The sequence below is a fragment of the Pseudomonas sp. Pse1 genome (assembly GCF_024519635.1).
GTDB lineage: Bacteria > Pseudomonadota > Gammaproteobacteria > Pseudomonadales > Pseudomonadaceae > Aquipseudomonas.
Genome location: NZ_JALJRO010000004.1, coordinates 306111 through 322394, shown reverse-complemented (window position 1 = coordinate 322394; position 16284 = coordinate 306111). Strand labels below are relative to the sequence as shown.

General features: G+C 59.9%; 14 protein-coding genes. 1 reads left to right on the top strand and 13 read right to left on the bottom strand.

Annotated elements, in window-relative coordinates:
- Positions 1-42: 42 nt before the first annotated feature.
- A complete protein-coding gene (locus tag NR126_RS08895) occupies positions 43-939 on the top strand; it encodes a LysR family transcriptional regulator (RefSeq protein ID WP_027619029.1) in 897 nt (298 codons plus the stop codon).
- A gap of 8 nt (positions 940-947) precedes the next feature.
- Here NR126_RS08895 and ispD read toward each other — a convergent pair whose 3' ends face one another.
- From ispD to NR126_RS08830, 13 genes are all read right to left on the bottom strand, one after another.
- Positions 948-1661 carry a 2-C-methyl-D-erythritol 4-phosphate cytidylyltransferase gene (gene ispD / locus NR126_RS08890; RefSeq protein WP_256830035.1) on the bottom strand — a complete coding sequence of 238 codons (714 nt, stop codon included), beginning with the start codon at positions 1659-1661 and terminating at the stop codon, positions 948-950.
- The gene (gene ftsB / locus NR126_RS08885) at positions 1658-1936 is read right to left on the bottom strand and encodes a cell division protein FtsB (RefSeq protein ID WP_027619031.1); all 279 of its coding nucleotides are present in this window, start codon (positions 1934-1936) and stop codon (positions 1658-1660) included. Before ftsB ends, ispD begins: the two co-directional genes overlap by 4 nt.
- A 168-nt stretch (positions 1937-2104) precedes the next feature.
- On the bottom strand, positions 2105-3394 hold the full coding sequence (gene eno, locus NR126_RS08880; protein ID WP_027619032.1) for a phosphopyruvate hydratase: 1290 nt from the start codon (positions 3392-3394) through the stop codon (positions 2105-2107).
- Positions 3395-3575: 181 nt separating this feature from the next.
- Entirely contained in the window at positions 3576-5207 is a 1632-nt protein-coding gene (locus tag NR126_RS08875) for a CTP synthase (RefSeq protein ID WP_027619033.1), read from the bottom strand.
- Between the two features lie 274 nt (positions 5208-5481).
- Positions 5482-6810, bottom strand: coding sequence for a tRNA lysidine(34) synthetase TilS (gene tilS, locus NR126_RS08870; RefSeq protein ID WP_256830034.1), 1329 nt, complete (start codon positions 6808-6810; stop codon positions 5482-5484).
- Between the two features lie 131 nt (positions 6811-6941).
- Positions 6942-7889: an acetyl-CoA carboxylase carboxyltransferase subunit alpha gene (locus tag NR126_RS08865; protein ID WP_105755412.1), complete on the bottom strand. Its 948-nt coding sequence runs from the start codon at positions 7887-7889 to the stop codon at positions 6942-6944.
- Positions 7890-8028: 139 nt separating this feature from the next.
- Positions 8029-11550, bottom strand: a complete 3522-nt coding sequence (dnaE, locus tag NR126_RS08860) for a DNA polymerase III subunit alpha (protein ID WP_256830033.1) — start codon at positions 11548-11550, stop codon at positions 8029-8031.
- 75 nt (positions 11551-11625) lie between these two features.
- Complete coding sequence (gene rnhB, locus NR126_RS08855; RefSeq protein ID WP_027619037.1) at positions 11626-12252, bottom strand: ribonuclease HII; 627 nt, start codon at positions 12250-12252, stop codon at positions 11626-11628.
- Positions 12253-12263: 11 nt separating this feature from the next.
- Positions 12264-13394 carry a lipid-A-disaccharide synthase gene (gene lpxB, locus NR126_RS08850; RefSeq protein ID WP_105755410.1) on the bottom strand — a complete coding sequence of 377 codons (1131 nt, stop codon included), beginning with the start codon at positions 13392-13394 and terminating at the stop codon, positions 12264-12266.
- A 2-nt stretch (positions 13395-13396) separates the two neighbouring features.
- Positions 13397-14173, bottom strand: coding sequence for an acyl-ACP--UDP-N-acetylglucosamine O-acyltransferase (lpxA, locus tag NR126_RS08845; protein ID WP_027619039.1), 777 nt, complete (start codon positions 14171-14173; stop codon positions 13397-13399).
- Positions 14170-14610, bottom strand: a complete 441-nt coding sequence (gene fabZ, locus NR126_RS08840) for a 3-hydroxyacyl-ACP dehydratase FabZ (RefSeq protein WP_027619040.1) — start codon at positions 14608-14610, stop codon at positions 14170-14172. Before fabZ ends, lpxA begins: the two co-directional genes overlap by 4 nt.
- Positions 14611-14718: 108 nt before the next feature.
- On the bottom strand, positions 14719-15774 hold the full coding sequence (lpxD, locus tag NR126_RS08835; protein WP_027619041.1) for a UDP-3-O-(3-hydroxymyristoyl)glucosamine N-acyltransferase: 1056 nt from the start codon (positions 15772-15774) through the stop codon (positions 14719-14721).
- 3 nt (positions 15775-15777) lie between these two features.
- Positions 15778-16281: an OmpH family outer membrane protein gene (locus NR126_RS08830; RefSeq protein ID WP_027619042.1), complete on the bottom strand. Its 504-nt coding sequence runs from the start codon at positions 16279-16281 to the stop codon at positions 15778-15780.
- Between the last annotated feature and the right edge of the window lie 3 nt (positions 16282-16284).

Genomic DNA, 16284 nt, shown 5'->3' with positions numbered 1-16284 from the left:
CAACCAAAAGCAAAACATTATTGCTGCACAGGGATAATCATGATGTCCGAAAATCGCTGGGAGGGCATTGACGAATTCGTCGCCGTTGCCGAATGTAGCCAGTTCACCGCCGCAGCTGAACGCTTGGGGGTTTCTTCCTCGCATATCAGTCGACAAGTCGTACGACTGGAAGAGCGCCTGCAAACCCGTCTGCTCTATCGCAGCACCCGACGCGTCACCCTGACCGAAGCCGGACAGACCTTCCTTCAACATTGCCAGCGCCTGCAGGACGGCCGCGAAGAGGCATTGCGTGCGGTAGGCGACCTTACCAGCGAGCCCAAGGGCATGTTGCGCATGACCTGTGCCGTGGCCTATGGCGAACGCTTCATCGTGCCACTGGTCACCCGCTTCATGGGGCTTTATCCGCAACTGCGGGTCGATATCGAATTGAGCAATCGTCCATTGGACCTGGTACATGAAGGCTTGGACCTAGCGATCCGCCTCGGGCGCCTGCAAGACTCGCGACTGGTGGCGACTCGTCTGGCGCCACGGCGCATGTACCTGTGCGCATCGCCCTCCTACCTTGAGCATTACGGCCGCCCCCACAGCCTCTCGGAGCTCAGCCGCCATAACTGCCTGGTGGGGAGTTCGGATCTGTGGCAACTGGCCCAGGACGGGCGAGAGTTTTCCCAACGTATCCAGGGCAACTGGCGCTGCAACAGTGGCCAGGCAGTGCTCGATGCCGCGCTTCAGGGTGTGGGCTTGTGTCAGTTGCCGGATTACTACGTACTGGAACATCTGAACAGCGGCGCGCTGATATCACTGCTCGACGCTCACCAGCCACCCAATACCGCTGTTTGGGCGCTGTATCCGCAACAACGGCATCTATCGCCCAAGGTGCGTAAGCTGGTGGATTACTTGAAGGAAGGTTTGGCCGAGCGGCCGGAGTACCAAGGCTGAGGCAAGGCCTACAACGAACCGCGATTAGCCCAACGCAGGCGCAACCACTCGAGATCTTCGGGGCGCGTCACCTTGAGGTTATCCGCCCGACCTTCGATCAGGCGCGGTGCCTGCCCCGACCACTCCATCGCCGAGGCCTCGTCGGTAATGCTGACATCGGCCACCAGGCTGTCGGCCAGCGCCCTGTGCAGGGCGCCCAGACGAAACATCTGCGGCGTGTAGGCCTGCCAGATCAAGCTGCGATCGACGGTTTCCAGGACCCGACCATGCTTGTCCATGCGCTTCAAGGTGTCGCGAGCCGGCACTGCAAGCAAGCCACCGACCGGATCATCAGCCAGCTCCGAAAGCAATTTGTCGAGATCATCGCGACTCAGGTTCGGCCGTGCTGCGTCATGGACAAGTACCCAGTCCTCATCGGCAGCGCCCTGCGCGTGCAGGTGCAACAAGGCATTGAGTACCGAATCCGAACGCTCGGCGCCACCGTCCACACGCTGGATTCTCGGATCGTGAGCGCAGGTCAGGCTCGGCCAATAAGGGTCATCATTTGCAAGACTGACCACCAGACCTTTCAAGGCTGGATGATCGAGGAAACAGCCGAGGCTGTGTTCGAGAATAGTGCGTCCGCCCAACGGTAAATATTGCTTGGGACGGTCGGCGGCCATACGGGCACCCACACCCGCGGCAGGGATCACGGCCCAGAAGGCCGGCAAGGTGTGCATCATTGGGCCAACTGGTAAAGGGTTTCACCATCCTTGACCATGCCCAACTCATGGCGAGCCCGCTCTTCAACGGTCTCCATACCTTTTTTCAGCTCCATCACTTCAGCGTCCATCACCCGGTTGCGCTCCAGCAACGTCTGGTTTTCAGCTTGCTGATCAGCAATTTGCTGAGTCAGGTCAGCCACCTGTGCCAGGCTGCCATTTCCCACCCACAGGCGGTATTGCAACCCCCCCAGGAGCAAGAGCAAGACGAGAAACAACCAATAGGGACTGCGCATCGAATATCAGGTATCCACTGAAAAAAACAGCCATGCCACACTTTGCAACGTCAGATAGCACGAAGCCTGGAAGACCCAGGCTCGTACTCTAAGGCATCAGACTAGTGGCAAAAAACCCGCTTTTACGTTTTTTTCGCCACAATCCGCTGTCTTTTCACTCCACCAAGCTTAGCCGCGGAATTCGCTGCGGCCGTTGTACTTGGCTTTCGCGCCCAATTGCTCTTCGATACGCAGCAGTTGGTTGTACTTGGAAACGCGATCGGAACGGCACAGCGAACCGGTCTTGATCTGGCCAGCCGAGGTGCCCACGGCCAGGTCGGCAATGGTCGAATCTTCGGTTTCGCCGGAGCGGTGCGAGATTACGGCGGTGTAACCAGCGGCCTTGGCCATCTGGATCGCTTCCAGGGTCTCGGTCAGGGTGCCGATCTGGTTGAACTTGATCAGGATCGAGTTGGCGATCTTTTTATCGATGCCTTCTTTCAGGATCTTGGTGTTGGTCACGAACAGGTCGTCACCGACCAGTTGGGTTTTCTCGCCGATCTTGTCGGTGAGGATTTTCCAGCCAGCCCAGTCGGACTCGTCCAGACCGTCTTCGATGGAGATGATCGGGTAACGCTCGGTCAGGCCTTTCAGGTAGTCGGCGAAACCTTCAGCGGTGAACACCTGGCCTTCGCCGGACAGGTTGTACTTGCCGTCTTCGAAGAACTCGCTCGCCGCGCAGTCCAGCGCCAGGGTCACGTCGGTGCCCAGCTTGTAACCAGCGTTGGCGACGGCTTCGGAGATCACTTTCAGTGCATCTTCGTTGGACGCCAGGTTAGGGGCGAAACCACCTTCGTCACCTACGGCAGTGTTCAGGCCACGGGCCTTCAGCACGGCTTTGAGGTGATGGAAAATCTCGGTACCCATGCGCAGACCGTCCGAGAACGACTTGGCGCCAACCGGCTGCACCATGAATTCCTGGATGTCGACGTTGTTATCGGCGTGCTCGCCACCGTTGATGATGTTCATCATCGGTACCGGCATCGAGTACACACCCGGGGTGCCGTTCAGGTTGGCAATGTGCGCGTACAGCGGCAGGTCCTGGTCGTGTGCAGCAGCCTTGGCAGCAGCCAGGGAGACGGCGAGGATCGCGTTGGCGCCCAGGTTGCCTTTGTTCTCGGTACCGTCGAGTTCGATCATGATGCGGTCGAGGGCTTTCTGATCAACCGGGTCTTTACCCAGCAGCGCAGTGCGGATAGGGCCATTGATGTTGGCAACGGCCTTGAGCACACCTTTGCCCAGGTAACGGCTCTTGTCGCCATCACGCAGCTCGAGCGCTTCACGCGAGCCAGTGGAAGCACCGGACGGCGCGCAGGCGCTGCCGATGATGCCGTTATCGAGAAGCACGTCCGCTTCCACGGTGGGATTGCCACGGGAGTCGAGAACTTCACGACCTTTGATGTCGACGATCTTTGCCATTGTTGTAAACACTCCAAAGTTGACGAAAACGCTGTATACCGATCGATTTATAACTTGTGGGTCACATTGCTTTTTGTGGGAGCGCCAATAGTAGCTTCCACACGGAGAAACTCAGTTTCCGCCGTTGAAATCAAAGTGACCCACGGACCTTGGCGGGCCGTGGGTCACGTCGTCAGGCGAGTTACGCCTTCTTCTGGTGTTGCGCCAGGGCTGCCTTGACGAAGCCACTGAACAGCGGGTGACCATCACGCGGTGTCGAGGTGAACTCCGGGTGGAACTGGCAAGCGACGAACCATGGATGATCCGCTGCTTCAACCACTTCAACCAGCGCGCCATCACCGGAGCGACCGGAAATTTTCAGGCCGGCTTCGATCAGTTGTGGCAGCAGCTTGTTGTTCACTTCGTAACGGTGACGGTGACGCTCGACGATCACGTCCTTGGCGTAGCAATCGTGGACCTTGGAGCCAGCTTCCAGCAGGCAGTCCTGAGCACCCAGGCGCATGGTGCCGCCCAGGTCGGAAGTCTCGGTACGGGTTTCGACGGCACCGGTGGCGTCTTCCCACTCAGTGATCAGGCCCACGACCGGGTGACCGCTGGCACGATCGAACTCGGTGGAGTTGGCATCTTTCCAGCCCATCACGTTACGGGCGAATTCGATGACCGCCACTTGCATGCCCAGGCAGATACCCAGGTAAGGCACTTTGTTTTCGCGAGCGTACTGAACCGCGGTGATCTTGCCTTCCACGCCCCGCAGACCGAAGCCGCCCGGAACCAGGATCGCATCGACACCTTCGAGCAGCGCGGTGCCCTGGTTCTCGATGTCTTCGGAATCGATGTAGCGCAGGTTGACCTTGGTACGGTTGCTGATGCCGGCATGGCTCATCGCTTCGATCAGCGACTTGTAGGCATCCAGCAGCTCCATGTACTTGCCGACCATGGCGATGGTGACTTCATGCTCAGGATTGAGCTTGGCATCGACCACTGCTTCCCACTCGGACAGATCAGCGCTGTCGCATTGCAGGCCGAAACGCTCGACGACAAAATCGTCCAGGCCTTGCGAGTGCAGGATGCCTGGGATCTTGTAGATGGTGTCGGCGTCTTCGAGGGCGATTACTGCACGCTCTTCAACGTTGGTGAACTGAGCGATCTTGCGACGCGACGAAACGTCGATCGGGTGATCGGAACGGCACACCAGCACGTCTGGCTGCAGGCCAATGGAACGCAGTTCCTTGACCGAGTGCTGGGTTGGCTTGGTTTTGGTTTCGCCGGCAGTGGCGATGTACGGAACCAGTGTCAGGTGCATCAGCATCGCGCGCTTGGCGCCGACTTCGAAACGCAATTGACGGATGGCTTCGAGGAACGGTTGCGACTCGATGTCACCCACGGTGCCACCGATTTCGACCATCGCCACGTCGGCATCGCCGGCACCCTTGATGATTCGGCGCTTGATTTCGTCGGTGATGTGCGGGATCACCTGGATGGTTGCACCCAGGTAGTCACCACGGCGCTCTTTGCGCAGAACGTGCTCGTAGACACGGCCAGTGGTGAAGTTGTTGTTCTGGGTCATGGTCGTGCGGATGAACCGCTCGTAGTGCCCCAGGTCCAGGTCGGTCTCGGCGCCGTCATGGGTGACGAACACTTCACCGTGCTGGAACGGGCTCATGGTGCCCGGGTCGACGTTGATGTACGGGTCCAGCTTGAGCATGGTGACCTTAAGTCCCCGCGCCTCCAGGATGGCCGCCAATGAAGCCGATGCAATGCCTTTCCCCAATGAAGAAACAACACCGCCCGTGACGAATATGTAGCGCGTCATGAAAAACCCTAGAAGTCTGCGTTAAAGCGGTCCGAGCCGCCGGGGAAAGCGAAGGAAGGCCGAAGCCCCCGATCACCTGCATTAATTACAGTGCATCTTTCAAAAAAACCGCCGCGTTGGGACAGACCGATAGGTGAATCACCGGTACGTTGCTCGCTACACATTTTTTGGAATCGCCCAGCAAAGACTGCTTGGTAATCGGCAACTCCTGCAATTCAGGCGAATCCACAGAAGTTGTATCAAGAAGGGAGCGTAGTCTACCGGAAAGCCCCTTTCAGCTCAAACCTTGATCTTGGATTACCGGCTGCCAGTGCAAAACGTAGTTTGCCCCCGCGCTGCCGTCCAGCCCGGGCAGGTTGGCCACAGCGATCAACTGCTCATTGCGGTACAGCAGCGGCAATCTGCCACGGGCGAACGATGGCACCTGTCGCTCATTGAACAGACGCTTGAGGTCGCGATGCCCACGGCCAGCCAACGCCATCACCTCTCCCCCTTCGCGGTAACACACCTCGAGACTACCTGTCGGGGCCGCCCCGACGAAGTTGAGCGTACCGTTATCGGGCAACAGGAGCGGCTGCGACGGATCAGCCCAGGCGCCCGCTGGCACGACCGCTCGCAACCAATATCCGGCCAACCACCAGATGCGCCCATTGGCCCGGTGCAACTCGCCATCGGCCAGCCGCCAGATCGGCTGGGCGTCCGATGCCGCATCGCGCAGGCTGACCCAACCCGACCAATGGTCGCTATCAGGCAGGCGTGTCTTGGTCGCCAACCAATGGCTGAGGGCGTTGCGCTGACGGGCCGGGGAAAGCGACTGGATCGCGGTCAGGTCCAGCGAGGGCACCTTCAACCAATCGAATTCGCCCGACGTTTGCGCGTTGGCCAAATCTAATTCGGCCAATTCGTCGAGCAGGCCCTGGGCCTCACGCAAATGCGCGGCACTGCGGGCGATGGTGGTGGCCGCTTGCGGCCAGCGCCGGGTCAGCACAGGGAAAACCAACTGGCGCAGGTAGTTGCGAGAGAACTGCGGATCGGCGTTCGAAGGGTCTTCGATCCACTGCAGACGATGCACCCGGGCGTACGCCTCAAGGTCGGCCCTGGAAACGTCCAGCAGCGGGCGCAGCAGGTGCCCGCGCCCCAGAGGACGTTGCATCGGCATGGCCGCCAGACCCCTGCCCCCTGCGCCGCGCAACAAGCGAAACAACAGGGTTTCGGCCTGGTCGTCGCGGTGTTGGGCCGTCAGCAGCAGATCGCCGGGCTGGGTTGCCTCGATGAATGCACCATAGCGAGCTGCTCGCGCCGCCTGCTCAAGGCTTGCGCCGACCTCGACCTGCACATGCACGATCGCCAGGGGCACAGCCAGCGCATCGCATACTGCCTGACAATGAGCCGGCCACGCATCGGCTGCAGCCTGAAGGCCGTGGTGGATATGGATGGCTTTGAGTTCGGGCAGGGTGTGGCGCTGGGAGAGGTGCGCGAGCAGGTGCAGGAGCACTGTGGAGTCGAGGCCGCCGGAGAACGCGACACGCCAACTTTTGACTTGGCACCAAGGCTCAAGACTGCGCAGAAGCCGGGTAGGCAGATCAACCGTGGACCGAGCCATATCTTTCTCTTCGTCCAAAAACAAATGTAGGAGCAAACTTGCTCGCGATTGCGGTCCGACAGCCAACACATGGGTTGAATGCTACGCCGCCTTCGCGAGCAAGCTCGCTCCTACAGGGTATTGCGGTCGACTTAGAGGCCGTAGCTCATCAGGCGCTCATAACGACGAGCCAGCAGCGCATCGTTGTCGAACTTCTTCAGCATCGCCAGTTGCGAGCTCAGCTCGGCGCGGATCGAAGCCGCTGCCGTCGCCGGATCACGGTGCGCGCCGCCCAACGGCTCGCTGATCACCTTATCCACAATACCGAGGCCCTTCAGGCGCTCGGCCGTGATGCCCATGGCTTCGGCAGCATCCGGGGCCTTTTCTGCGGTTTTCCACAGGATCGAGGCGCAACCTTCCGGCGAAATCACCGCGTAGGTCGAATACTGCAGCATGTTCAACTGATCGCAGACACCGATCGCCAGTGCACCGCCGGAACCACCCTCACCGATTACGGTGGCGATGATCGGGGTTTTCAGGCGCGCCATCACTCGCAGGTTCCAGGCAATCGCTTCACTCTGGTTGCGTTCTTCGGCGTCGATACCCGGGTAGGCGCCCGGTGTGTCGATGAAGGTCAGGATCGGCATTTTGAAACGTTCGGCCATTTCCATCAGGCGGCAGGCCTTGCGGTAGCCTTCCGGGCGCGGCATGCCGAAGTTGCGGCGAACCTTCTCACGTACTTCACGGCCTTTCTGGTGACCGATCACCATCACTGGCTGATCGTCCAGACGGGCAATACCGCCAACAATCGCGGCGTCGTCGGAGAAGTGACGATCACCGTGCAGTTCGTCGAACTCGGTGAAGATGTGGTCGATGTAGTCCAGGGTGTAAGGACGACGCGGGTGGCGCGCCAGACGTGCGATCTGCCAGCTGGTCAGCTTGCCGAAGATGTCCTCGGTCAGGGTGCTGCTTTTTTCCTGCAGGCGGGAGATCTCATCGCCGATATTCAGCGAATTGTCATTACCGACCAAGCGCAACTCTTCGATCTTGGCTTGCAGGTCGGCGATCGGCTGTTCGAAATCTAGAAAATTCGGGTTCATAGGCGTCCGTCTTGGGTCGAGGCCAAGTGAGCTTGGGTCGGCCGGTTGTCTATTCGCGCCCTACCTTAAGGGACAGGCGCGTTCAGGTCGAGATTAAAAATTCGGGTCAGGGTCAGGGCGCGGCAATGGCCCCTGGCCGTCAACGGTATTGGAGGAAGACGTTGTCTCGCCCGAACTGGTCACGCAGGGCTTGAATCAAGCTGTCTGCCGGATCAATTCGCCAGGTCTCGCCGAATTGCAGCAGGGCCTTGGCGTCGGGGCTGGTGTATTCCATGGTAATCGGGCAGGCGCCCCGGTGCCGCTTGAACAACTCGCCCAACCAGCGCAACTGATCGCCCTTCAGGTCTTGGGTCTGGACCTTCAGGCGCAAGCTTTCGGCCAGGTTGGTGCGGGCATCTTCCATACTCATCACCCGCTTGACTCGCAGCCGCAGGCCACCGGAGAAGTCGTCATTGCTGACTTCGCCTTCGACCACCACCATCGCGTCGGTCTGCAGCAACGACTGCGCCGAGTGAAAGGCTTCGGCAAACAGCGAGGCTTCGATCCGCCCGGAGCGGTCGTCGAGGGTGATGAAGCCCATCTTGTCGCCTTTTTTGTTCTTCATCACCCGCAAGGCAATGATCATGCCGGCAACCGTCTGGGTATCGCGGGCCGGCTTCAGGTCGATGATGCGCTGACGGGCGAAGCGGCGAATTTCCCCTTCGTACTCATCAATCGGGTGACCGGTCAGGTACAGGCCCAAGGTGTCTTTCTCACCCTTGAGGCGCTCTTTGAGCGTGAGCTCCTTGGCCTTGCGGTGATTAGCGTAGACATCGGCGTCTTCTTCAACGAACAGCCCGCCAAACAAGTCGGCGTGGCCGCTGTCGTGGGTGCGGGCAGTCTGTTCGGCGGACTTGATCGCTTCTTCCATGGCTGTCAGCAACACCGCGCGATTGCGATCGATGTTGGCTTGATAAGCCTTGGGCTCGTCATGGAAGAACGGCCCGAGACGGTCCAGCGCACCACTGCGGATCAAGCCGTCGAGGGTACGCTTGTTGATACGCTTCAGGTCGACCCGCGCACAGAAATCAAACAGGTCCTTGAATGGCCCGGCCAGACGCGCCTCGGTAATCGCCTCCACCGGCCCCTCACCCACCCCTTTGATCGCACCCAGGCCGTAGATGATGCGGCCCTCGTCGTTCACCGTGAACTTGAATTCCGAAGTGTTCACGTCCGGCGCGTCAAGGCGCAGTTTCATGGTGCGCACTTCCTCGATCAAGGTCACGACCTTGTCGGTGTTGTGCATGTCCGCCGAGAGTACCGCCGCCATGAACGGCGCCGGGTAATGGGCCTTCAACCAGGCGGTCTGGTAGGAAACCAGGCCATAGGCAGCGGAGTGAGACTTGTTGAAGCCGTAACCGGCGAACTTCTCTACCAGATCGAAGATGTTGCCCGCGAGGTCAGCGTCAATATTGTTCTTGGCGCAACCTTCGATGAAACCGCCACGCTGCTTGGCCATTTCTTCGGGCTTTTTCTTACCCATGGCCCGGCGCAGCATGTCCGCGCCACCGAGGGTGTAACCCGCCATGACCTGGGCAATCTGCATCACTTGCTCTTGATAGAGGATGATGCCGTAAGTCGGCGCCAATACGGGCTTGAGGCCTTCGTACTGGTAGTCGGAGTGCGGATAGGCCAGTTCGGCGCGACCGTGCTTGCGGTTGATGAAGTCGTCCACCATACCCGATTGCAGCGGGCCTGGACGGAACAGTGCCACCAGTGCGATCAAGTCTTCCAGGCAGTCGGGCTTGAGCTTTTTGATCAGCTCTTTCATGCCCCGCGACTCGAGCTGGAACACCGCCGTGGTTTCGGCTTTTTGCAGCAACTGATAGGTCGGTTTGTCATCCAGCGGGATGAAGGCGATATCCAGCGGCGCTTCGTTGACCTTGGCGCGGTCGCGGTTGATGGTTTTCAGCGCCCAGTCGATGATGGTCAGGGTCCGCAGACCGAGGAAGTCGAACTTCACCAGGCCCGCCGCCTCGACGTCATCCTTGTCGAACTGGGTCACCAGGCCGCCGCCCTCTTCATCGCAGTAGATCGGCGAGAAGTCAGTCAGCTTGGTCGGCGCGATTACCACGCCGCCGGCGTGCTTGCCGACGTTACGTACAACGCCTTCAAGCTTGCGCGCCATCTCCCAGATTTCCGCCGCCTCTTCATCGACCTTGATGAAGTCACGGAGGATTTCTTCCTGCTCGTAGGCCTTTTCCAGGGTCATGCCGACTTCGAAGGGGATCATTTTCGACAGACGATCCGCCAGCCCGTAAGACTTGCCCTGCACCCGCGCCACGTCACGCACCACCGCCTTGGCGGCCATGGAACCGAAGGTGATGATCTGGCTCACCGCGTTGCGGCCGTACTTCTCGGCCACGTACTCGATAACCCGGTCACGACCGTCCATGCAAAAGTCGACGTCGAAGTCGGGCATGGAAACCCGTTCCGGGTTAAGGAAACGTTCGAACAGCAGGTCATATTCCAGCGGATCGAGGTCGGTAATCTTCTGCACATAGGCCACCAGCGATCCGGCACCCGACCCCCGTCCCGGCCCCACCGGCACGCCATTGGCCTTACCCCACTGGATAAAGTCCATCACGATCAGGAAGTACCCGGGGAACCCCATCTGGATGATGATATCCAGCTCGAAATTCAGCCGATCAACGTAGACCTGACGCTTGGATTCGTAGTCTTCAGTGGTGTCACGGGGCAGCAGAACCGCCAAACGCTCCTCGAGGCCCTCGAAGGACACTTTGCGGAAATACTCGTCGATGGTCATACCATCGGGGATCGGGAAGTTGGGCAGGAAGTGTTTGCCCAGCTTCACATCGATATTGCAGCGCTTGGCAATCTCGACCGTGTTCTCCAGCGCCTCGGGCAGGTCACTGAACAGTTCGGCCATCTCCTCGGCACTTTTGAGGTACTGCTGGTCGCTGTAGTTCTTCGAGCGTCGCGGATCGTCGAGCGCTCGCCCCTCACCGATGCACACACGGGTTTCGTGGGCGGCGAAGTCTTCCTGCTTGAGGAAACGCACATCGTTGGTGGCCACCAGTGGCGCGCCCAGCTTGTCGGCCAGGGCCACGGCGGCGTGCAGTTGCTCTTCGTCATTGGGGCGGTTGGTGCGCTGGATCTCCAGGTAGAAACGCTCGGGAAACACCGCCATCCACTCACGCGCCAGGGCTTCGCCTTCCTGCGGATTACCGCTCAGCAGGGCCATACCGATCTCGCCCTCCTTCGCCGCCGACAGCATGATCAGGCCTTCAGCGGCCTCGGCCACCCACTCACGCTCGATGATCACCTGGCCGTTGCGCTGGCCCTCGATGAAGCCACGGGAGATCAGTTCAGTCAGATTGCGATAGCCGACGGCATTCATCGCCAACAGACTGATGCGGCTGACCGGGTTCTCCGGGTCTTTGTTCGACAGCCAAAGGTCGGCGCCGCAGATCGGCTTGATCCCCGCGCCCATGCTGTTTTTGTAGAACTTGACCAGGGAACACATGTTGTTCTGGTCGGTGACCGCCACGGCGGGCATGTTCATGCCGACCAGGGTCTTGACCAGCGGCTTGATCCGCACCAGCCCGTCGACCAGGGAGTATTCAGTGTGCAGGCGCAGGTGAACGAATGAAGCCGGCATGGTGATCCTGTCCAGAACGTGGAGACAACAAGGCCCGGATTGTACCGGGCCTTGGCAAAAACATCAGCCTTGCGCCTAGCTCCCGAGCAACTCCTCGCGAGCTTCATACGCCTGGCGCACCGGGGCGAACGAGCGCCGGTGGATCGGGGTCGGGCCGAGACGGGCCAACGCTTCCAGATGAACGGGCGTCGGGTAGCCTTTATGGCCACCCATGCCGTACCCGGGGTAAATCAATTCGAACGCAGCCATTTCACGATCACGGCTGACTTTGGCCAGGATCGACGCGGCGGCAATTGCCGGCACCTTGCTATCGCCCTTCACCACCGCTTCGGCCGGCATCGCCAACTTCGGGCAACGATTGCCATCGATCATCGCCAGTTTTGGCTGGACATGCAGCCCCTCGACCGCACGCTGCATTGCCAGCATCGTGGCATGCAGGATGTTCAACTCGTCGATTTCCTCGACTTCGGCTCGAGCAATGCACCAGCTCAGGGCTTTTTCACAGATTTCGTCGTAGAGCTTCTCGCGACGGGCCTCGGTCAGCTTCTTGGAGTCATTCAGACCAAGGATCGGCCGCAGCGGATCAAGGATCACCGCAGCCGTAACCACGGCGCCGCACAGCGGGCCGCGACCGACTTCGTCAACGCCCGCCACCAGATCCTCGGCATCGGCCACGAGGGTAAAATCCAGGCCCATTTGCATCTTTGCGTTACTCATTGTGCTGTGCCGATCAGATTGAGGACCGCTTTGGCGGCCTGATTCGAGGCGTCGCGGCGCAGGGTGCGGTGAATCTCGTCAAAGCCTGTGGTCTGCTCCTCGCCGCCATCAATTAGCGGCGACAAGGTCAGCGCCAACGCTTCCGGCGTTGCATCGTCCTGCAACAACTCGGGCACCAACAGACGCTGGGCGAGCAAGTTCGGCAAGGAGATGTAAGGGCTTTTGACCATGCGCTTGAGAATCCAGTAGGTCAGCGGCGCCAAACGGTAGGCCACCACCATCGGCCGCTTGTAGAGCAAGGCTTCCAGAGTCGCCGTACCGGAGGCGATCAATACCGCGTTACAGGCTGCCAGCGCTTGATGGGAGCGACCGTCGAGCAAGGTCACTGGCAAGTCGCGACCGGTCAGCAGCTCTTCGAGCTGAGCCCGACGCTGCGGACTCGCACAGGGAATGACGAAGCGCACACCCGGGCGCATCGCGCGCAAACGCTCGGCAGCATCGAGGAACAAGCCACCCAGGCGCCCGACCTCACCGCCACGACTACCGGGCATCAAGGCCACCAACGGCCCATCCGGCAAACCCAGTTCGGCACGCGCAGCTGTGCGGTCCGCCTCAAGGGGAATCGCATCGGCCAGGGTATGCCCGACAAACCGCACCGGTACGCCCTTCTCTTCGTAGAAACGGGCTTCAAATGGCAGCAGGGTCAGCATCAGGTCGCAGCCTTCGCGAATCTTCAGCACGCGCTTCTGCCGCCAGGCCCAGACCGACGGACTGACGTAGTGCACAGTCTTGATCCCGGCCTGACGCAGTTTCAGTTCGATATTGAGGGTGAAGTCCGGTGCGTCGATGCCAATGAAGACGTCAGGCTTTTCCGCGATCAGGGTCTTGATCAACTTCTTGCGACGCGCCAGCAGCTCACGCAGCCGACCCAGCACCTCCACCAGACCCATGACCGACAGGCGCTCCATGGGGAAGTAGGAGGTGAGTCCCTCAGCTTCCATCAACGGCCCGCCGACGCCGACAAACTCCACGGCCGGATGCTGCTCCTTGAGAGCACGCATCAGACCCGCGCCAAGAATATCGCCGGAGGCTTCGCCGGCCACCAGCGCAACACGCAAATTAGCCATGGTTAGCGGGTGATGCCGCGAGTCGAAGACTGGATCGAGTCACGGAATACCGCAACTTCGGGGAACTGCGCCGCCGGCTCGGCCAGCTCGGTCAGGGCCTGCTCGACTGTCAGCCCTTGGCGATAAACAGTCTTGTAGGCACGACGCAAGGCATGGATGGCGTCGTCGCTGAAGCCACGACGGCGCATGCCCTCGAAGTTCATACTGCGTGCTTCGGCCGGATTGCCGAATACCGTGACGTAGGCAGGAACATCCTTGCCGATCGCCGTACCCATACCTGAGAAGCTGTGGGCACCGATATGGCAGTACTGATGGACCAGGGTGAATCCGGAAAGAATCGCCCAGTCGTCAACGTGTACGTGGCCGGCCAGCGCGGTGTTGTTGACCAGAATGCAGTGATTGCCAATAACGCTGTCGTGGCCGATATGGGCATAGGCCATGATCAGGTTGTGGTCGCCCAGGGTGGTTTCCGAGCGATCCTGCACGGTGCCGCGGTGAATCGTCACGCCTTCGCGAATGACGTTATGGTCACCGATCACCAGGCGAGTTTCCTCCCCCTTGTACTTCAGGTCGGGCGTGTCCTCACCTATCGAGGAAAACTGATAGATGCGGTTGTGCTTGCCAATGCGCGTCGGGCCCTTGAGCACCACGTGCGGGCCAATCACTGTTCCCTCGCCGATTTCCACACCTGCGCCGACGATCGACCACGGGCCGACCTCGACGCCGTCGGCCAGCACGGCCGTCGGATCGATGATTGCGCGAGGGTCAATCAAACTCATACTTTTTGTTCCGCACAGATGATCTCGGCCGAGCACACGGGCTTGCCATCCACCGAAGCCTGGCACTCAAACTTCCAGATCTTGCGCTTGCAGCTGATGAAGGTGGCTTCGAGGATCAACTGGTCGCCTGGCTTGACCGGCTGACGGAAGCGTAGCTTGTCGGAGCCGACAAAGTAGTAAAGCGTGCCATCGGCAGGCTTGACGTCGAGCATTTTGAAACCAAGGATTCCGGCAGCCTGGGCCATCGCTTCAATGATCAATACGCCCGGCATGATTGGATGCGCAGGGAAGTGACCGTTGAAGAACGGCTCGTTGATGCTGACATTCTTGTAGGCACGAATGCGCTTTTCCTCAACATTGAGGTCCACTACCCGGTCCACCAGCAGGAACGGGTAACGGTGAGGCAGGTATTCGCGAATCTCGTTGATGTCCATCATTTCGGGGGGAAGCCTATGTAAAGATTGGGAGCGCGCGACTAACGCACACTCCTCTAGCAAATCAAGGAGGCAGTCTAGCGGCTGTGCACACTTGATATGGAAATGGTATCAGCCATCTGATGAAGCATTACCGCCAGGGGTCACGTCACCGACCTGCTTTTCCAACTGTCGCAGGCGCCGCGCAATGTCATCGAGCTGACGGATGCGCGCCGCGCTTTTGCGCCACTCGGCGGCTGGCTGCATGGCCGTACCGGAAGAATAGGCGCCCGGCTCGGTAATCGAGTGAGTGACCATGGTCATTCCGGTGAGGAATACGTTGTCGCAGATATCAATGTGCCCAACCAGCCCGACACCACCCGCGAGCATGCAATGCTTGCCGATTTTGGTGCTGCCCGAAATGCCTACGCACGCCGCCATGGCGGTGTGGTCACCGACCTGCACGTTGTGGGCGATCTGGATCTGGTTGTCGAGCTTCACACCGTTGCCGATGATGGTGTCAGCCAGAGCCCCGCGGTCGATAGCGGTATTCACGCCAATCTCCACGTCATCGCCGACCAGCACACCACCGACCTGGGCAATTTTCTCCCAGATGCCCTTCACGTTGGCAAAACCGAAGCCTTCACCGCCGAGCACCGCACCGGACTGAATCACCACGCGCTTGCCGATGCGTACATCGTGATACAGCGTGACGCGCGGGGCCAGCCAACCGCCCTCGCCGATCTCGCTGCGCGCACCGATGAAGCAGTGCGCCCCGACCGTGACACCGGCAGCGATTCGCGCAGCGCTCTCGATCACCGCGAAGGGACCGATACTAGCCGCGGGATCGACCACCGCGTCAGCCGCAATGACGGCTGTCGGATGAATACCGGCCGCCGCCTTGGGCTTGGGGTCGAACAGATGAGACACCCGCGCGTACGCCGCATAAGGATCCGGTACCACCAACGCATCACCGACAAAACCCTCTGCGTCAGCGGCCTTGAGCAGCACGGCTGCGGCTTGGCTGTCGGCCAGGTACTTGCGGTACTGGGGGTTTGCCAGAAAGCTCAACTGAGCTGGGCCAGCCTCTTGCAAAGTGGCTAGCCCAGTAATTGTCTTTTCCGGGTCGCCACGCAGGGTGGCGCCGAGGAACTCGGCCAATTGGCCGAGCTTTTTAGTCGCTGTCATGGATTACTTCAGCTGATTCATGCGCTCGATAACCTGGCGGGTGATGTCGTATTGAGGCTTGACATCAATCACTGCGCCACGCTCGAAGACCAGGTCAAATGCACCTTTCTTGATCACTTCTTCCACAGCGCTATCCAGTTTCGGCTTGAGCTGCTTCAGCATTTCACGGTCGGCGACGGCTTTGGCTTCGTTCAACTCCTTGGACTGGAACTGGAAGTCACGGGCTTTTTGCTTGAACTCAAGCTCCAGACGCTCGCGCTCACCCTGAGCCATTTTGTCACCACCGCTCACCAGACGATCCTGGATGCCCTTGGCACTGCTTTCCAGGGTTTTCAGCTTGGTCAGTTGCGGGCCGAATTTCTTCTCGGCATCCACGGCATATTTCTTGGCCGCGTCAGATTCCAGCAGCGCCATCTGATAGTTCAGGACCGCGATTTTCATGTCGGCAAATGCCGGCCCCGCTACCAGGACGGTTGCCAGGAGAACCAATTGAGTCAACTTACGCACGAT